The organism is Streptomyces sp. NPDC033229 (assembly GCF_055576875.1).
Map to the genome: position 1 here is coordinate 1 of NZ_JBVIQR010000073.1, position 18,210 is coordinate 18,210.

Annotated in this window: 12 protein-coding genes; 8 read left to right on the forward strand and 4 right to left on the reverse strand. The window is 71.3% G+C overall.

Annotated features, from left to right (window positions below; translation table 11 throughout):
* Window positions 1-118 precede the first annotated feature (118 nt).
* On the forward strand, window positions 119-742 hold the full coding sequence (locus ACZ53N_RS33730) for a TetR/AcrR family transcriptional regulator (RefSeq protein WP_469144612.1): 624 nt from the start codon (window positions 119-121) through the stop codon (window positions 740-742).
* On the forward strand, window positions 739-1,596 hold the full coding sequence (locus ACZ53N_RS33735) for an alpha/beta fold hydrolase (RefSeq protein ID WP_469144613.1): 858 nt from the start codon (window positions 739-741) through the stop codon (window positions 1,594-1,596). The genes ACZ53N_RS33730 and ACZ53N_RS33735 overlap by 4 nt, the downstream gene beginning before the upstream one ends.
* 51 nt (window positions 1,597-1,647) lie before the next feature.
* Here ACZ53N_RS33735 and ACZ53N_RS33740 read toward each other — a convergent pair whose 3' ends face one another.
* Complete coding sequence (locus tag ACZ53N_RS33740) at window positions 1,648-3,135, reverse strand: MFS transporter (RefSeq protein ID WP_469144614.1); 1,488 nt, start codon at window positions 3,133-3,135, stop codon at window positions 1,648-1,650.
* A gap of 257 nt (window positions 3,136-3,392) precedes the next feature.
* Between ACZ53N_RS33740 and ACZ53N_RS33745 the strand changes: the two genes are divergently transcribed.
* Window positions 3,393-4,070: a DUF4232 domain-containing protein gene (locus tag ACZ53N_RS33745; protein ID WP_469144623.1), complete on the forward strand. Its 678-nt coding sequence runs from the start codon at window positions 3,393-3,395 to the stop codon at window positions 4,068-4,070.
* Between the two features lie 73 nt (window positions 4,071-4,143).
* On the opposite strand, the gene ACZ53N_RS33750 is transcribed toward ACZ53N_RS33745, so the two are convergent.
* A complete protein-coding gene (locus tag ACZ53N_RS33750) occupies window positions 4,144-6,903 on the reverse strand; it encodes an AfsR/SARP family transcriptional regulator (RefSeq protein ID WP_469144615.1) in 2,760 nt (919 codons plus the stop codon).
* 330 nt (window positions 6,904-7,233) lie between these two features.
* On the opposite strand from ACZ53N_RS33750, the gene ACZ53N_RS33755 reads away from it, so the two are divergent.
* The 4 genes from ACZ53N_RS33755 to ACZ53N_RS33770 all read left to right on the forward strand — a co-directional run bounded on the left by ACZ53N_RS33755 (window position 7,234) and on the right by ACZ53N_RS33770 (window position 13,111).
* Window positions 7,234-7,863: a hypothetical protein gene (locus ACZ53N_RS33755; RefSeq protein WP_469144616.1), complete on the forward strand. Its 630-nt coding sequence runs from the start codon at window positions 7,234-7,236 to the stop codon at window positions 7,861-7,863.
* A 148-nt stretch (window positions 7,864-8,011) separates the two neighbouring features.
* A complete protein-coding gene (locus ACZ53N_RS33760) occupies window positions 8,012-10,966 on the forward strand; it encodes an aldehyde dehydrogenase family protein (RefSeq protein WP_469144617.1) in 2,955 nt (984 codons plus the stop codon).
* 88 nt (window positions 10,967-11,054) lie between these two features.
* Window positions 11,055-11,372 (forward strand): acyl carrier protein, encoded by a 318-nt coding sequence (locus ACZ53N_RS33765; protein ID WP_469144618.1) that lies wholly within the window; start codon window positions 11,055-11,057, stop codon window positions 11,370-11,372.
* The gene (locus ACZ53N_RS33770; protein WP_469144619.1) at window positions 11,369-13,111 is read left to right on the forward strand and encodes a fatty acyl-AMP ligase; all 1,743 of its coding nucleotides are present in this window, start codon (window positions 11,369-11,371) and stop codon (window positions 13,109-13,111) included. The genes ACZ53N_RS33765 and ACZ53N_RS33770 overlap by 4 nt, the downstream gene beginning before the upstream one ends.
* A gap of 39 nt (window positions 13,112-13,150) precedes the next feature.
* Here the strand turns inward: ACZ53N_RS33770 and ACZ53N_RS33775 are convergent, their stop codons facing one another.
* Entirely contained in the window at window positions 13,151-15,640 is a 2,490-nt protein-coding gene (locus tag ACZ53N_RS33775; protein ID WP_469144620.1) for an ABC transporter substrate-binding protein, read from the reverse strand.
* A gap of 197 nt (window positions 15,641-15,837) precedes the next feature.
* Window positions 15,838-16,098, reverse strand: coding sequence for a hypothetical protein (locus ACZ53N_RS33780; protein WP_469144621.1), 261 nt, complete (start codon window positions 16,096-16,098; stop codon window positions 15,838-15,840).
* 486 nt (window positions 16,099-16,584) lie between these two features.
* Between ACZ53N_RS33780 and ACZ53N_RS33785 the strand changes: the two genes are divergently transcribed.
* Window positions 16,585-18,012 (forward strand): NAD(P)/FAD-dependent oxidoreductase, encoded by a 1,428-nt coding sequence (locus ACZ53N_RS33785; protein ID WP_469144622.1) that lies wholly within the window; start codon window positions 16,585-16,587, stop codon window positions 18,010-18,012.
* Window positions 18,013-18,210 lie beyond the last annotated feature (198 nt).

Sequence of the window (18,210 nt, forward strand, 5' to 3'; positions counted from 1 at the left end):
TGCCAGTACCGCCCGATTGATCGTGATCGCCACAGCCGGATCATGCCACCAGCCAGGCACGACACTCACCCCGCTATCACGCACCAGCTCGTAAGTTCTAGGGAAGGGATGTGCGCGTATGCAGACGGACGAAGGGGGACTGCGTGAGCAGCACAAGGCCCGGCGACGGAGGCGGATCCTCGAGGCGACGCGCGAACTCCTGCGGGACGCCCCGGAATCGGCGATCAGCGCCGAGCGGATCGCCGAGCGAGCGGGGGTCGCCCCGGCCACCGTGTACAACCTGATCGGACCGCGCGACAAGATCTGGGAGGCGCTCGCCGCCGGGTTCATGGACGAACTCGAACGCCGCCTGGCGGTGCTGGGATCCGGTGACCCGCGGGAAGTCGTCAGCTCCACCGTCCGGCTGTTCGTGAGCGACCCGGTCGTGTCGCGTCGCATGGTGCGTGAGTGGGAGGACAGCGGCCTCGTACTCGACCGCAGCCCGCTCACCCGGCTCCGCCGGGCGATGACGGACGCACGGACACAGGGCCTCCTGCGCGCGGACATCGACACGGACGCGTTGGCCGCCGTTGTCGCCACCTCGTGCGTGGGCGCGCTGCATCAGTGGGTCGCCGCCCTGATCGACGACGACCGGTTCCTCGCGCGTGCGCTGTTCGCGCTGGACGTCGCGCTCGCCGCGGCGGCCGCGGAGCCCCACCGCGACCAGATGCTGGAACCGCTGCGAACCCGAGGTGCGGTATGACGGCCGGCGCGGGGCCGAGGCACCGCAACTTCGTGGGCCGCGGCGGGGTGCTGCTCGCGGCGGATGTGTGGGGCGAGGCGTCCTCGCCGCCTCTTGTCCTGCTGCACGGCGGCGGTCAGACGCGACACGCCTGGCATCGGACCGGCCCCCGACTGGCCTCGCTGGGGTGGCGGGTCATCGCCCCGGACCTGCGCGGTCATGGCACCAGCCAATGGTCAGCCGACGGTGACTACGACCTCGACCTGTTCGCCGAGGACGTCCGGGCGCTCGTCGCCGAACTCGGCGGCCGGCCGGTGCTCATCGGTGCTTCCCTCGGGGGCCTGAGCTCACTGCTCGCCGCTGGAGAGGCACCCAGGGCGGTCATTCGTGCTCTGGTGCTCATCGACGTCGCCCATCGACCGGATCCGCGCGGGGCCCGCCGGATCGTGGAGTTCATGCGCCGCAGGCCGGACGGATTCGCCGGCCTGGAGGAAGCGGCCGAGGCGTTGTCCGCCCACCTGCCGCATCGCCCACGTCCGGAAGACCCCGAGGGGTTACGCAAGAACCTGCGACGTCAGGGCGATCGCTGGGTCTGGCACTGGGACCCCCGGATGCTGGACAGTTTCGAGAACCGGATGGACCCGCCCGGCATGGCAGAGCGTCTCCTCGCCGCCGCACGCCACGCCGACGTGCCGATCCTGCTCGTGCGCGGCGGGATCAGCGACGTGGTGCGCGAAGACATCGCCGAGCAGTTCTGCGACAGGGTTCCCCGCGCGCGGCGCGTCGACGTGGCCGGCGTGGGGCATATGGTGGCGGGCGATCGGAACGAGCACTTCATCGATGCGATCGTCCCGTTCCTGGAAGGGATCGGGTGAGCGTGGGACTCAACTGGGGCCTTCTCGGGCTCCACCGCTGGCCCCGACGGCTCAGCGCCCCTCCGCCTCCGCAGCCATGCCCGCCGTACGGCGCGAGAGCGCGCGGCCGCCGGCCGTCAGCGTGAGCGCGACGACGATCAGCAGCGCCGCCACGGCGAACGTGGTCCGCATGCCGGTCGTGACGGCCTCGGGGCGCGCCGTGGTGACGTCCGTCGTCGCTGACGCGAGGGCGAACACGGCGCCCATGACGGATGTGCCGGTGACCAGCCCGAGGTTGCGCGACAGATTGAGCATGCCGGAGGTGACGCCCCGCTGGTCCGGGGGGACATCCGCCATGACGGCGGTGTTGTTGGCCGTCTGGAACGCCGCGTAGCCGACGGTGATGACCGCGATGGGGACGATGTAGCCGAAGGTGCCGAGCGTCGCCGACGTCATGGACAGCATGAAGCAACCGACCGCGATGACGATGAGTCCCATGACGGTCATGCGGGGTGCGCCGAATCGGTCCGCGACGCGTCCCGCCGGGACCCCGGCCAGGGCGGTGACCAGCGGACCGACCGACAGGGTGAGTCCGGCGACCGCCTCATGGAGCCCGAGCGTGCGGGAGAGGTAGAACGGCCCGACCACCAGCGTCGCCATCATCACCGTCGAGACCAGCATGCTCATGGCGAGGCTCGTACTCAGTACCGGATCGCGGAACATGGCCGGTCGGATCAAGGGGGAGGCCGCTCTCGCCTCGACGCGCAGGAAGAGGCAGACCCCGAGGGCGGCTACCGCCAGCAGAGCCATGTTGAGCGGACCGAATCCGCCGCGCCCCAAGGTCATGGCGAGTGCGTAGGCCGCGAGCGTCAGGGCGAGCAGCAGTGTGCCCGCATGGTCGAAGCCGGCCCGGTCGGCCTTGGGTCCCCGCCGGTCGACGGGCAGGCAGCGGTGCGCGAGAAGCAGACTCAGCATGCCCAGCGGTACGTTGACGAGGAACATCGCCCGCCAACCGAGGCCGGAGATCAGAACGCCGCCCAACGAGGGGCCGAGAGCGGTGCCGATCGCGGACATCGTTCCGAGCAGCCCCATGGCGCTGCCGGTCTTCCCCTTCGGCACCGTCTCGCCGACGAACGCCATGGTGAGGGCCATCATGACGGCCGCTCCGAGGCCCTGCGCGCCCCGGGCGGCGATCAGCAGCCAGAGCGTGGGCGCGATGCCGCACAGGACCGAGGCCGTCGTGAACAGGAAGATCCCGGCCAACAGCAGCCGTCGGCGGCCGATCAGGTCCCCGAGCCGTCCGACGCTGACGATCAGGGTGGTGACGGCGAGGAGATAGGCGAGGACGATCCACTGGGCTTCCTGGAAGGAGGCGTGGAACGCCTGCGCCAACGTCGGCAGGCCGACGTTGGCGATGCTGGTCCCGAGCGAGGACAGCACCATGGACAGCGAAAGCGCGGCGAGCGCCCACCGAACCGAAGGTGCCCGCCGCGCGTTTCCCGTTGCCGCCTCACCCTGTCCCGCACCGAGGGGCTTCAACGCATCGTTGTGTGGACTCATGCGGGGAAGCCTGCGATCGCCTCGGCGGCAGCGGCAATTCTTGTTGCCGTTTCCGGGAAAACGGATGGCGGGCCGGCTGTCGCGTGACCCCGGAGCTCGGCCACCGCCCGCGCCCAACAGGCAGGACGTTAGCGGGAGGTTAGTGCCGGAGCAGCAGAACGTCAGTGGTGGGCCCGAGACTCATGAATGTCGGCAGGCCGGGCTCGGCTTGCCGCAGGACCGGACGTCGGCCGCACTACCACCACGAGGGAATGACCATGCGTAAGTTCCGCACCCGCACCACCGGCCTTGCCGCCGTCACCACCGCCGTGCTCGCCCTGTCGCTCACCGCCTGCGGTGAAGGCAGCTCCGGCGTGAAGTCCTCCGGCCCGGCGGCCGACAGCGCCGCGTCGGCCCCTTCGCCGGCGCAGGCCGAGAAGAACACCGACACCGCCAAGGGCGCTGCCAGCGGGAAGAACGCCAGCAGCGCACAGGCTGCCGGCGCCGCGAAGGCCTCCACCGGGCAGGCGGCCGCGAACACGCCCGTCTGTACCACCGAGAACGTCGCCATCAGCGCCGCCTACCAGGGCGGCCCGCCCTACACCCACATCGTCCTGACGGCGAAGAACACCTCGGGCCACAGCTGCAAGCTGACCGGCTTCCCGGAGATCGAGTTCCTCGAGAGCCACCGGGAGAACGTGCCGCCGGTCGCCAAGAGCAAGCCCGCCACGCCCGTCGTGCTCACCGCGGGCGCCCCCGCATACGCGCTGGTCAAGCTGTCGGACGGCGGGCGCACCGAGAACACCGAGCCCGTGACGGCCTTCTCCGTCACGCTCCAGGGCGGCGGCGGCATGACCGCCGTGAAGGCTCCCGGCGGCGGCATCGCCGTCGACCCGGCGAAGTGGGCCACCGGCTACTGGACGCACGAGCTGCGCAACGGCGCGGACGACTTCTGAGCCGTCGCACCTGCGGCTTCGCTCGTACCGGTAGTGGCGACGGTCGGGACGTCCCTCCCGCCACGCGCACGCGCTACCGGTTCGCCAGCGCCGAGAGTACGACGCGCGCTTCGGTCTCACCCTCCTCGTACGCGCTGGCCTGCGCCTCCCGAATAGCCTCGTCGAGCTGGCGTACGGCTTCGACCGTGCGGCCCGTGGCGGCGAGCGCCCTGCCGTACAGGGTGCGCAGCACAATGCGCCGCGGGGCGGCGAGCGGGGGAGCGGCGAGGGCCAGACCGCGCACGGCGTGGTCGGCGGCCTCCTGAGGGGCGCCGACGGCGAGGAAAAGGTGCGTGAGGTGCAGATGGGCGAGGGTGACGGTCTCGGTGAGACCGGCCCCTTCGGCCAGGGCGAGGGCCTGGGTCAACAGGTCCCGGGGCCGCTCCTGCCGGCCGTGCCGCATGAGTTCGACGCCCAGGTTGATCAGGGCCGTGGCTTCCCCGGCCGTGTCGCCCACCCGGGCGGCGAGGGCGGGGGCGTGTTCCAACTGGGCCAGGGCTTCCTCGGACCTGCCCTCCTCGGACAGCACCCAGCCCAGCAGTGCCCGCGCCCGGGACTGGGCCGCGGGATCGTCGTCGAGCTCCGCGGAGGCCAGGCCCTGTTCGAGCAGCGGCACCCAGCCGTCGTGGACCTGCCACAGGATCAGGGGCCACTGGAGGATGACCAGACGCCAGGCGCGGTCGTGCATTCCCGCCGCGGCGGCGGCCTCGACCGCGCCGCGCAACGTGTCCCGTTCGGCGGAATACCAGACGAGGGCGTCCTGGCGGCTCGTGAACGTCCGGACGGCGACGGCGGGCCTCCCCCCGGGAGGAAGGGCGCAGCACGGCTCGCTGCCGGGCTCCGCGGCGGCACACGCCGCGAGGAGCGTGTGCAGCCGGTGGTCGAGCAGCCGGAGCAGTGCGTCGGGGTCGTGCCCGGGGGCGAGGGAGCGGGCGTAGAGCCGTACGAGGTCGTGCAGTACGTAGGAGCGCGGTCCCGTCTCGACGACCAAGTGGGCGGCGGCCAGCTGGTCCAGCGCGACGGTCGCCCGGCCGGGCGGGCAGTCGGCCAGTGCGGCGGCCGTGCCGGTGTCGAGGGTGGCGCCGGTGTGCGGACCGAGCCGGTGGAACATCTCCCGCGCCGGTTCGGGGAGGTGGTGGACGGTGAGGCCGAGGGCGGCGGCGACACCGGTGTCCTCGACGTTCAGCAGGTCCAACCTGCTGTGCTCGTCGGCGAGTTCACCGGCGAAGGCGGCAAGCCCGCCGTGCGGGCGGGTGGCGAGCCGGGCGGCGGCGACGCGCAGGGCGAGCGGCAGGCCGTCGCACAGCTCGGCGAGCCGTGTCGCGGCCTCGGGTTCGGCCGCGACCAGGTCCGGGCCCAGGACGGCGGAGAGCAGCGCGGTGGAATGGGCCGGCGGGAGCTCGGTGAGCGGGACGAGGCGGGCGGCATCCGAGGCCACGAGCCCGCCGAGCCGGTCGCGGCTGGTGACGAGCGTGACGCAGTCCTCCCCGCCGGGCAGCAGCGGGCGGATCTGCTCGGAACCGCGGGCGTTGTCCACGACGATCAGCAGTCTGCGCCCGGAGGTCAGCTCGCGGTAGCGGGCACCCATCGCGTCGGGCGAACCGGGCATCTGCTCGGCCGGGACGCCGAGCGCGAGCAGGAAATCGCGGAGTACGGCGGTGGTGTCGCGGGCCGGGACGGCGCTGTAGCCGTGGAGGTCGACGAACAGCCGGCCGTCGGGGAAGTCCGCGCGGTGGAGGTGTGCCCAGTGCACGGCGAGGGCGGTCTTCCCGACCCCGGCGCTGCCCGTGATCACGGCGATGGGGCCGGGGCCGGATGCCGTGGCGTGGTCGAGTGCGGCCAGTTCGTCCTCGCGCCCCGTGAAGCCCCCGGGGCGTCGCGGCAACAGCTGCGGCACGGCGGCGGTGTGGTGCGGTGCGGCCGGTGTGGACGGTGCGGGCGTGTGCCGCGACCCTGGTGACTCCTGTGCCCTCCGCGTCTTCTGCGGCTCGGCGGAGGGGAGCAGGGCCGGTGACGTTCCGACCGGCGCCGGTGCGGCGGAGGCCTGCGGGGCGTCGGCCCTCAGGAGAGCGGCGTACGCGTCGGTGAGTGCCGCTCCGGGATCGATGCCGAGCTGGTCGGCGAGCAGTCGTCGGGTGCGGTGGAACCAGTCCAGCGCCTCCGACCGCCGGCCCGCCCTCCCCAGGGCCAGCATCAGCACCGCGATCAGCGATTCCCGCAACGGGTTCGCGATGGCCTCGGTGTGCAGCACGGCCGCCGCCGTGCCGTGCTCGCCGAGCCGCCCGTGGGCGTCCGCCAGCTCCTCCACGGCGGTGAGCCGCAGCTCCTGCAGCATGTGCGCGGCGGTTTCCAACAGCGTGCTGTACACGGTTCCGGCGAGCGCCGGGCCCTGCCACAGCGCGAGCGCCTCCCGGAGCATCGACACGGTGTCGCCCGGATCGCGCTGCTCCCGGGCGAGCTGGAGCAACTCCTCGAACCGGTGGGCGTCCACCAGCGACTCGGGCAGCCGCAGGAGATAGGCCCGTCCCTGGGTGAGGAGCTCGACGCCGTACGCCGGTGCCCCGTGTTCGGCGAGCAGGGCGCGCAGCCGGGAGACGTGGCCCTGCAGCACGGTGCGGGAGTGCCGGGGCGGCTCCTCGCCCCACAGCGCCTCGGTCAGCCGGTCGACGCCGACGGCCGTATTGGGACGCAGCAGCAGCATGGCCAGCAGGCTGCGGCGCATGGCGGGACCGAGCGGGATCTGTTCCCCGCCGTCCGTCAGCGCGGAGACCGCTCCCAGCACGCGGAACTCCATGCAGGCCCACCCCCCGTCCCATTCGTTCTCGGCTACTACGGCCGAGGATACGTTGGGCCGCTTCGGGCACATCAGGGTGGTTCCGGACCTTCGGCCTCGCGGGGAGCTCGGCCGGTGTCGGCTCTGGCCTGCGTCTTCCCGGCGGACGCCGCTTCGTGGCCCGCCCCGCCACCGAAAGCCCGGCCCCCGATCGTGCGGCTGTCGGCCGGAACTTACCGTCACTCGTTCGTCCACCGGCGCGGTGCACCGTCAAAGGCTCCGGGTGAGGATGGTGCGACGTGGCTACAGCCGTCGGAAGACGTGGCCACAGCCGTCGGAAACGGAGAGTTCATGCGCCGGACGCGAGCCGTAGCGCTGGGCATGGTGGCGGTGGCGCTTCCCGTGATCACCGTGAGCGCGTACGCCTATGCCCCCACCGTGCTCAAGGTGACGTCCCTGACCGGAGAGTGCGTCTATGTCTCGAAGGCGAAAGGGGTGACGTTCCAGGCGCGGACCCCGGCGAAGGACGCCACGTGGCCGGCGGTGGCGTTCACGGGGCGGTCTGGGCTGCTCAAGCTCAACGCCGACCCGGCCGCCGTGGTCACCGACCCGGCTTCCCTGGCCAAGGCGATTGATATGCGCTTCCTCACCAAGGGCGGATTCGTCCTGAAGAACGCGCAGGGCAAGGTGGTCGAGATCCTCGACCCCGAAGCCAAGCTCCCGGTGGGCGGGGCCAGCGCTGTGGTGAAGTCCGCGGCCGACCCGGCGGGTGCCCGCATTCCCACGTTCGCCTACGCCGCACCGCCCACGCTCGAGCCGAAGCTTTCCCTCGTGCCGCTGAAGGCGACCGTGCGGCTGATGAATCTTGATGTGAACGTCACCCCGGAGTTCGCGAAGGTGCTCAACGACACCTTCGGTGCCGGCACAGCCAAGGGGGGCGACGCCTTCGGCGTGTGCACCGGAGAGCTCACAGCCGGTTAGACGGCGTCATGGGGCGGCCCTGCCGCACCGTACGCCCGGCGCGTCGCACCGGTGCTCACGAGCCGCCAGGCATGAGTATGCCGATGGCGGCTGTGGCCGAGGCTCCCTCGGCTGAACGTCTCCCTCGGCTGAACGTGAGGTGACGAGCATGACCATCTCGGTAGACCACCTGTCCCCGTCCGTCGCACCGCCCGCCGCGACTGCGGACGCGCTCCTTTACGACTTCCCCTCGTTCGTCGCGGGAGAGGCGGTCCGGAACGAGGACGCCTGGACCTACTCCATCCGGGCCACAGCACTCGTCGACGACCCGCTCGGTGCCACCGCGTACAAGAGGTCCCTGGACCGGGGAACGATGTCCACGTCGGAGTACCCGGACGTGGTCCTCGGCCGTTGCGCCCTGGCGCGGCCGGAACTGATGGAGGAGGCCCTGCGGGCGGCGGCGCAGGCCGTCCCTGTCTGGGCGCGGGTGCCCTTCGAGCAGCGGATGAAGTTCGCCGCAGTCTTCAGGGCGGGCGTCAAGGACCATGCCGCGCGCGTGGTCGAGCTCCTGGTCGGGGAGGGCCACCCACTGCGGCTCGCCACGTCCGAGATCTCCAGCGTGCTGGCGTTCTTCGGGCCGGAGACCACGCGATGGTGCGCGGAACAGATGCGGACCGAGGTGGCCGTGAGTGGCCGCCGACTGTTGCTTCGGCGTCGGCCCGACGGTGTGGTGTGTGTCCAGCCGCCCCGGAACACCCCCCTGGTCGGCGTCGCCGCCGCGCTGCAGGCATCGATGGCCGGCAACTCTCTGGTGGTGCGCCTGTCCCGGCAGGCTCCACTGGCTGCCATGTACCTGCTGCGAAACGTGGCGGCTCCCGCGCTCGAGGCAGTGGGAGCGCCACCGGGGGCGCTCTCCGCCCTGTGCGCGGACCCGGACACGACGCTGAGGACGTGGCTGGCGAGCCCGCTGGTCGACGACATCTTCTACTTCGGCGACAGCACGCGGGGCCTGCGCCTGCAGCAGGACTGTCTGGCGCGGGGCAAGAAACCGGTGCTGGAGCTCGCGGGCAACGACATGGTCGTGGTCTGGAAGGACGCCGACCTCGCTCCGGCCGTCGAGGCGCTGACCGAGTCCTTCCACGCGTCCGGGCAGATCTGCTGCGCGCCCAACATCGCCCTGGCTCACCCCGAGGTGGCGGACGCACTCCTGGACCGGCTTCAAGAGGCTGTCCGCGACCTGCGCCCCGGTCATCCGGAGGACCCGGACGTCGTCCTCGTCCCCACACCCCACAGTGCCGGGTACGACGCGGCACTGGCCGACGCGCGTGAGCACGGTGCGCGCGTGCTCGCCGGTGGAAGGCACTTGGACGTCCACGGCGAGGAACGCGACACCGGGGTCTTCCTGGAGCCCGCTCTGGTGCGGGTGGACGGCATCCGGCAGGCGAACCGGCTGCGCGCCGTCCGGCACGAGACGTTCTTCCCCCTGATGACCGTGGTGGTGCCCGACCCGGACGAAGACCGGCCTCTCCTGGAAAGCGTCCTGAAGTTCGTCCGTGCCAACGCCTACGGGCTGCGCTGTTCGCTGTGGACGCGTGACGGCCATGTGGCCGAGCAGTTCCTGGAACGGACCACGTCGTACGGACAACTGCGCGTCAACGACTCCCATCTCGCCGCGATTGCCTACCTGCCCCCGCACGGCGGCACGGGGCTCAGCGGTGGCGCTTTCGGGGAAGCGAACTACCCCATGCTGCGCACCAGCCATCTGCAGACGGTCTCGGTGGCTGACGGTGTCCGGCCACGTCAGGCCCTCTGTGAGGTCTTCGACCGGGAGGTCGGACCGGGCAGCGTCACGGCGGGCGGCAAGCCGGTGGTGCGGGCGAAGCAGACGCACCCCGCCGGGTGGCCGCCCGCCGATCTGCCGACGGGACTTCCCGCACCCTTCACCGACCGGTTCCACCAGGACCCCCACCCGACCCTGCGGTGGCTGCGCGAGAACCGGCCCGTGAGCCATGTCGTCACCCCCGACGGCCCCGGATGGCTGCTGACCCGGTACGAGGACGTACGCCGGGCCCACAAGGACAAGCGGGTGAGCTGCGACAGCAAGCGCACCCCCGCCGGCATCCTGTGGGGCGGCGAGTGGCCCGGCGAGCTCCGCGAGCGGTTGTTCACCCACCTCCTGGACACCGACGACCCACGCCACGGTGAGCTGCGGCGCCTGATGGCCCCCCTGTTCACCCCGCACCGGCAGGACCGGTGGCTCACACGGATCACCGACATCGTCAACGAACGCATCGACCGGATGGCTCCCCGCGGGCACGCCGACCTGATGGCCGAGGTCGCCTACCCGCTCGGGGCACACGTCCTCTTCGCCGTCCTCGGCGCCCCGGTCCCCGACCTCCCCCGACTGCGCGCCCTGACCTGGCGGCTGGTCGACTGGAACACCACCGTGCCCTACTTCCGGGCCCTGGCCCACCAGGCGGACGAGATGACGCGCGGCATCCTGTCCGACAAGCGCCGACGGCCGGGTGACGACCTGCTGTCGCTGCTGGTGCGGGCCTGCGACGAGGAACATCTCATCACCGAGGACGAACTGCGGGGCATGTTCCTGCTGATGCTGGTCGCCGGGCAGGATCCCAGCATCAACGCCGTCGGCAACAGCATGCACACCCTGCTGACCCACCCCGAACAGGCCGACCACCTGCGCACCGACCCCGCCCTGATCACGACGGCCACGGACGAGCTCCTGCGGTTCGACAGTCCCCTCACCTTCACCAGCTGGCGAGGCACTCTGGAACCCGTCGAATTCAGCGGCGTCACCGTCCCCGCCGACGCGTCGCTGATCGTCTCCCTCGGCTCGGCCAACCGGGACGCGTCCCACTTCCACCGGCCCGACGAACTCGACCTGCGACGGACCCCCAACCCTCACCTGGCCTACGGCCACGGAATCCACTACTGCCTCGGGGCCCGGATCGGCCGCCTCACCGCCGAAACAGCCATCAGTGTCCTGCTGCGCCGCTTCCCCGACCTGCGACTCGACGGGCATGTGCGTTGGAGACCCGGCCCGTTCGAACGCGGCCTGGAAAGCCTGCCCGTGACGTGGAACCCCGCCGACGTCCAGCCGTGAGCCCCCGCCGGACCCCTGACCGCGGGAAGAACGCCCCCCGAGGTGACGAACCATGATGAACACGAGGACTGAGGTGACCCCTTCTTCGATGACCAGGGAAGAGATCGTGCGGGCGCTGAGCGAAATCCTGCGGGACGTCACCGACCTCCCGTGCGAGCGGGTCGATGAGGACAAGGCATTCGTCGCCGACCTGGAACTCGACTCGCTGCGCATGGTGCAGATCGTGGTGGCGGCCGAAGACCGGTTCGGCGTCACCATCAGCGAGGAAAGGGCATGGGAACTGCGCACGGTCGCGGACGCGGTCACCTGCGTCCAGGACGCCCTGGAGCCCGCGACCACGCACGAAGGACACCGCTCCCGCGCGGCCTGCCCGGCGACATCGCTCACGATCGGGGACGACCGATGAAAAGCTTCGTGCACTGCCTTCGGGAACAAGCCCGTCGGTATGCGGACACCCGCTGGTTCGCCTTCGTGGAGAGCCGGCGGGGCAGCGCGGTGGAAACAGGGCGCCTGACCTACGCGGAACTGGAACGACGTGCCCGTGACATCGGAGCCCGGCTGGCCCGGGCGGACATGACCGACCAGCCCGTCCTGCTGCTCTACCCGGCCGGACTGGAATTTCTGACAGCCTTCTTCGGCTGCCTCTTCGCGCGGTCAGTCGCTGTTCCCGCGCCGCTGCCGGCCACCGACCCGCGCGCGCTGGAGCGCGCGGAGGCCATCATCCGGGACACGGGGGTCCGGCTGATTCTCACCGACCGGGTCAACCAGGCCGCGCTCCGCCAATGGCTGCGCGACACCGCCCTGCACGGCACCGTGAGGTGCCTGGCGACCGACACCGCCCCACCCCCCGCCGCACGTCACACGGCACTGCCGGAGGTGACCGCACAGACCACCGCCTATCTGCAGTACACCTCGGGCTCCACCGGCGAACCGCGCGGCGTCGCCGTCTCCCACGCCAACCTGCTCCACAACTCACGGCAGATCCACACCGTCATCGGCTCACCGAAATCCGGCACCGGCACCGGATGGCTGCCCCACTACCACGACATGGGCCTGGTCGGACAACTGCTCCAGCCCCTGTACGCGGGCGGGAACATGGTCTTCACCTCACCGCTCACATTCGTCTCCCGCCCCGCCGTATGGCTGCAGATGATCAGCCGGTACCGGGCGGCCTTCACGTTCGGCCCCAACTTCGCCTACGAATGGCTGGTGCGTTCCGTACGTGACGAAGACCTGCGAGCGCTCGACATCTCGTGTCTGGAATGGGCACTCAACGGTGCGGAAACCGTCCGTGCCTCCACTCTGCGCAAGACCGTGGAACGGCTCGGCCCGATCGGGTTCCGCCCCCAGGCATGGGCACCCGCCTACGGCATGGCCGAATCCACCCTGCTGGTCACCGGCAGCCAACGGGGCACAGGGCCGCGCACCCGCCATGTCGACGCCACCCGCCTGGCCCACCACCGCGCGGTGAGCGTACCGGCCGGCACCGGCACCGAACTGGTCTCCAGCGGTCGGCCCGTCGACGCGGACCTGCGCATCGTCGATCCCCGGACCACCACGCCCCTCCCCGACGGACACGTCGGTGAGATCTGGGTGGCCGGCCACAGCGTCGCCCAGGGCTACCGGGGACACGAGCAGGCCACCCGTGACACCTTCCACGCCCACCTCACCGACGGCACCGGCCCGTTCCTGCGCACCGGCGATCTCGGCTTCCTGCTCGAAGACGAGCTCTACGTCACCGGCCGTCTCAAAGAGCTCGTCATCGTCAACGGCCGCAACCTCTACCCCCAGGACATCGAGGATGCGGGCCGCAACGCGCATCCCGCCGCCGGCGCCGGAGCCGCCTTCGGCGTGGACACCGGCCGGGAGCACATCGTCCTCATCCAGGAGGTGCACGAGAACAAGCTCGACGGTCTGAGCCACCAGGACCTCGCCGGGCTCATCAAACAGGCCGTGAGGACCACGACGGGCACACCGTCCAGCCTCGTCCTCGTGCCGCGCCACACCGTCCACCGGACCACCAGCGGAAAGGTCCAGCGGACTCGGATGCGCGAGGCCTTCCTGGCTCGCCTCATCCTCCCCCTGCACACCGACATCCATCCCGACATCAGCGCCTGCCTCGACAACGTCCCCGCACGACAGTAGGAACACACCGCCTCGCGCACCGCCCGGAGCGCCACGCCGCTACGGCCTCCCGTCCGCCGCCCGGCAGACGGGAAGGGGGCCGGGGGCGTGGGGGACGGTGCACAGGAACAGGGGACGCCGGGCGAGGGCCTGGTCGTCGGCGGGCAGATGGAAGGGACGGTCGACGGCGACGGTGTCCTGGACGTCGACTCCCGAGCGCAGTTGTTGCAGGACGTTGGAGGCGCGGGGCGTGTTCGTCCCCGTCCATACCCGGTAGATCGCCGCTGCCGCCGCGCGGAAGGCATCGCTGCCCACGGCGTGGTCGCTGTGGTGGTCGTGGGAGAAGGCGATGTAGGAGAGGTCGACGGCCGTGTAGCGGCCGAGGTGGGCGAATTCGGGGATCTCGGGGTACTCGACGAGGGTGCCCGTGTCGGAGGCCAGGAAGGGGAAGGCCGGCTTGCGGTCGGCACCGCACTGGGCCTGGACCTCGTTGAGGACTTTGGGCAGCTGGCTCCCGCGGGCGGCGTACAGCGTGATGCCCTCGCTCCGGCTCAGTGCGCAGATCTCCTTGGCGAGGTCGGGCAGGGTGCTCATGCCGCCGCGCTGGTTCTGGGCCGCCTCACGCATGACCGCGAACGACGGTTCCTCCACGGTGATGTCGCGAGCGGCCAGCTCGGTCCGGAGGTTTTGCTGGAGGTTGACGCTGTAGCGGTCCTTGTCGTCATAGACGATCACCGCCTTCTTGCGGTGGAGTTCGGTGACGCGGCGGGCCAGGGCGCGGGCGAGGTGGCGGTTGGTGGGCTGGGTCTGGAAGTAGGTGGTGGTCTCGGTGGCCATGAAGTCGCCGGTGACCGCGGCGCCGATCACCGGGAGGTCGACGGAGAGACGGTTGATCGCGTCGACGGATGCCTGCCGGCTCTGCGCGATACCGATGACCGCCGAGATGCCCGGATCCTCGTCGGCCAGTGCGTTGAGCCGGTCCACCACCGCCGGCGCGTGGGAGTAGGCGTAACCGACGTTGGCGACGAGGAGCCGCAAGCGGGGGCGGTCGGCGTTGACGCCCACTTGCTGGTTGAAGACCTTTTGGGCACGAGCGGCGCCCTCGAGCTGGAGCACGCCGGCGGGGGTGAGCTGTTCGCCCGCGCCATGGGGGTCGGCGGTCAGCGGGGCGAGGAAGACCACGGTGCGGTACGGGCCACCCTGCTCGGCGGCGGTGTTCTGGGCCCGGATGCGGTCCTGGAGGGACCGCAGCAGTTTCTGGCTGCTGCCCTGGGTGAAGTAACAGCCCTGCGCAGCGGTGTCGACACCGACTTTGGCACCCCCCGCCTGCCACATGTCGTGACAGGGATCCAGCAGTTGGCGTGCCCAGCCCACCGCCGGAAGGGCCGCGGCCACCATGACGAGCGCCAGGACCGTGCCCAGGTAGGTCGAAGGCCAGGGCACCGGCCGGGGCCGCATCGCCACGTTCGTGGCCAGCCAGTCACTCACCGACGACCGCTGCGGACCTGCCAGCGCGACGGTCACCTGACCGTCGTCGTCCGCCGCGGCGGGCTGCGGTTTCCTCTCCAGCAGGGGCCGCAGAGCGGCCGCGGCCTGACCTGGGGTGCGAGGTCCGGCCCGGCGCTCCGTACGGTCATCGGGCGGCGGGACGGGAGTGCGGGCGGCCATCACCACCAACGGCAGGCCTCGGCGACGGACCTTGACCAGGCCGTCCAACAGCCGGCGCAGGGCGACGCCCGAGCCGTCGACGCGGGGAAGCAGCACGACGAAGGGCCATACCCGGCGTCGTCTGCGGGGCGAGAACACTCCCCGGCGGCCGGCGCGCGTCACATCCACGGCCAGTGCTTCCAGCAACAGCGACTGCCGCAAGGCGGAGTTGTTCCGCAGATCCCCTTCGAGACTCAGATGGGTCGCGGCAGCCAGGAACGTGGTGGCTGCCTGTCCGGCATTGCAGACCTTCCCCGCATACCACCGCAATCGCCGGGTGTGATTGAGCCACATGCGATAGCCCCACTCCAGAGGCCACGCGACCAGGACCGTTGCCACGGCGCCCAGGCGCGCGCTCACCTGGCCCGCACCACCGGTCTCGATGAACGACCGCAACCCCCGCAGCCCGGGAGTGCCGCGCTGCCAGGAGGCGCACAGCGATGCAGCCAGCGCGTCGCGCTGGGCGGGCGGAGCTCCCGCCCCGACGTCGACGTCCAGCACCCTGCGGCACGTCCAGTATGTCGTCAGCGTCAGCCGTCCCGCCTTCTCCGGCGTGGTCTGCTCCAACTGAGCGGTGATGCCGTCGAGCAGGACCACGTCCGGCTCCCGGGCGTCCCGGGCCCGGGCCAGCAGGTCATCGTCGGCCAGGGCATGGGGAACGATGCCCGCCCCGGCCCCGCCGCGCAGCCGGGTCCGGAAGCCGGTGACGAAGTCGGCACCCATACCGCCATCGTCTTCGAAGACGACCGCGGGGACCGTCTGCTTGCCCACGCGCCGGCCCGTCAGCGCGTCCAACACACTGACCAGCTCCTTGACCCCGTCCACCGCGGGAATACCGCCCATACTCGTCCCCCCACTCAGAGCTACGCGATGGGGAGAACCCTTCACCGCCCCGGTATGAGGGCAGAGCAGATGGCCTGAACTGTTCGTTGATGCGCCGAACTATTTCCGCGGGCGTCGCGGCGTGACCGATCGACGCCCGCACATGGCCGACTCATCGGGCCATGCGGGCGGGCGGGCGGTCTTCGGCTCCGCACTGGTCACTCGTCACCCGCGAGACCGTTGGCTCGGCGGACGACGTGCCAGCACGGGGAGCAGAGGTCGAGCCAACGCGGCCCGTCCGTCGGGGAGTCGACAATGACGGCGCAACGGGCCGCGCTTCCGCAGCCGAGGCAGGGATGGTCCCCCTCGCGTGCGCGGTGGTCGAGGTCGGCTTCGCTCGCGTCGGCGGGGGCGGCGGCGAGCAGGGTCGGCTCGGCGGCGATGAGGTGAAGGAGCCCGGCGGCGGCCGCGGCGTTCATCGCGTCACCTTTCGACTTCTGCTGTTCCCGCGCAAGGTCACGGCCTGCCGTGGTCCGCGAGCACCGTCGCCGTGGCGTGCGCGAACGCCTGTGGATTGTCCAGCATGATGTTGTGCCCGGGTCGGCTCCCGGCCCGGTAGCTCGACCCACCGGATCCTGTCGTCGTCGGCCGTCACCGCGGCGCTCCGCACAGCCTGCCCCCTACAAGTCGACTTTGATCGGGACACGAGGGTAGCCACGGAGCAGTGGCGTGCCGTGCAGGGGCCCGGTCCGCCGGGCGTCGCTCAGCGACGATCGCTTTCAGCCGTGTCCCGGAAGTCAGCCGTGTCCCGGAAGCCTCAGCGCTCCTCGGGTGTCCGACGCCGTACCCACGGCCGGTGCGTGGCCCCCTCGTTCGCCCGGGACTTCGAAGTGCGGAATCATCTGACAGCCGTTCCGATCGGGTCGGAGCGGCCGGTCGGACGAGAGCGGACACGAGGAGCCCCAGTGGAAGCGCAGAGCACGCCCTTGACGAGTGACGTCCGGGAGCGCACCTCACCATCGGCGCGCCATGCCGTCGTCATCGGGGGGAGCATGGCCGGGCTTCTCGCGGCCCATGTCCTCGCCTCCCACGCCGACACCGTGACCATCGTCGAGCGCGACCGGTTCCCCGACGGCCCCGAGCACCGTTCGGGCCTGCCGCAGGACCGGCACACCCATGTGCTGCTGGAGAGCGGCCAGCGGGCCCTGGAGGTGTTGCTGCCCGGAATCCTGGACGCGATGCGCGAAGCGGGATCACCCCGCGTCGGCATGCCCAGTGACGTCGTGCAGTGGCAGGGGGGCCGATGGTTCCGCCGTACCCCGGCCACCACGCACATCCTCACCGGCTCGCGGCCGTTGACCGACTGGGTCGTACGCCGTCGGGTCCTGAGCAACCCCCGCATCAAGACGCTCCAGGGCACGGAGGTGACGGGGCTGGTCGGCGACGCCACCCGCGTACGGGGCGTCCGGCTGCGCGAACGCGGGGCCGCGGCCCCGCGACAGGACGCTCGCACCCTGGAGGCCGACCTCGTCCTGGACGCCACGGGCCGCTCGTCCCACGCCCCCGCGTGGCTGGCCGCGATCGGAGCCGAACCGCCCCACGAGGAACTGCTCGAAACCGGGCTCGCCTACTCCACGCGGTTCTACCGCGCGCGCGACGAGGACGCGAACGCGGACTTCCGGGGCATCTACGTCGTACCCAACCCCACCCAGCCGCGTGGCGGCATTCTGTTGCCCATGGAGGGCGGCCGCTGGTCCGTCATCCTCTCCGGGCTCCGCGGCAGCGAACCGCCCACCGACGAGGCGGGCTTCCTCGCCTTCGCCGCCGAGCTTCCCCACCCCGTCCTCCACGACTGGCTGCTGGAGGCCGAACCGGACTCCGCCATCCACGGCTTCCGCAAGACCGCCAACCTCCGCCGCCGCTACGACCGGCCGGGCCGCCGCCCGGCGGGCTTCCTCGCCACAGGGGAGGCGCTGTGCGCCTTCAATCCCGTCTACGGCCAGGGCCTGTCCGTCTCGGCGTTCAGCGCCGTCGCCTTGCGGGACGCCCTCGACGAGCCCCGTCGGACCCCGACGACCGGCTTCGTGCAGAAAGCCCTGTTCGCCGCGGCGCAACAGGCGTGGGACGTTTCCGCCGGGGCGGACAAGAACATGCCGGGCGCCACGGGCAACGCCCTGCGCCCCCGCGCTGTCGACCGGCCCGCCGACTGGTACCTGAACCGTGTCCAGGACCGCGCCTGCGGCAACCCGGAGATCGGCGCCGCGTTCCGGGGCGTGCTGTCCCTGACCGAGCCGGTCACGTCCCTCTTCGCACCGTCCATCGCCAAGGCCGTCCTCTTCGGCCCGGAGCCGAAGGCACCTTCGGAACCGCCCCTGCGGCGGGAGACCTGGTGAGCCCGCGAACGAATCGGTAGCCGGGCGGCCGGTGGCAGCCGTTCCGTCGGCAGGGTTCGGCGGACGGGTGGAACTGAGTAGCGGAATGAGTACAAACGCTCAACTTGTCTTTTAACCACTCGGACGGATGTGAAGTCGGGGGTGGCCCCGCCAGCTCCCCGCCAACCCGTCACCTCGGGGGTGCAGCGTCGTTCACAT

Bases quoted from the DNA above. Each gene is read 5' to 3' on its own strand.
- ACZ53N_RS33730 (WP_469144612.1), top strand. From the start codon at position 119: ATGCAGACGGACGAAGGGGGACTGCGTGAGCAGCACAAGGCCCGGCGA.
- ACZ53N_RS33735 (WP_469144613.1), top strand. From the start codon at position 739: ATGACGGCCGGCGCGGGGCCGAGGCACCGCAACTTCGTGGGCCGCGGC.
- ACZ53N_RS33740 (WP_469144614.1), bottom strand. From the start codon at position 3,135: ATGAGTCCACACAACGATGCGTTGAAGCCCCTCGGTGCGGGACAGGGT.
- ACZ53N_RS33745 (WP_469144623.1), top strand. From the start codon at position 3,393: ATGCGTAAGTTCCGCACCCGCACCACCGGCCTTGCCGCCGTCACCACC.
- ACZ53N_RS33750 (WP_469144615.1), bottom strand. From the start codon at position 6,903: ATGGAGTTCCGCGTGCTGGGAGCGGTCTCCGCGCTGACGGACGGCGGG.
- ACZ53N_RS33755 (WP_469144616.1), top strand. From the start codon at position 7,234: ATGCGCCGGACGCGAGCCGTAGCGCTGGGCATGGTGGCGGTGGCGCTT.
- ACZ53N_RS33760 (WP_469144617.1), top strand. From the start codon at position 8,012: ATGACCATCTCGGTAGACCACCTGTCCCCGTCCGTCGCACCGCCCGCC.
- ACZ53N_RS33765 (WP_469144618.1), top strand. From the start codon at position 11,055: ATGACCAGGGAAGAGATCGTGCGGGCGCTGAGCGAAATCCTGCGGGAC.
- ACZ53N_RS33770 (WP_469144619.1), top strand. From the start codon at position 11,369: ATGAAAAGCTTCGTGCACTGCCTTCGGGAACAAGCCCGTCGGTATGCG.
- ACZ53N_RS33775 (WP_469144620.1), bottom strand. From the start codon at position 15,640: ATGGGCGGTATTCCCGCGGTGGACGGGGTCAAGGAGCTGGTCAGTGTG.
- ACZ53N_RS33780 (WP_469144621.1), bottom strand. From the start codon at position 16,098: ATGAACGCCGCGGCCGCCGCCGGGCTCCTTCACCTCATCGCCGCCGAG.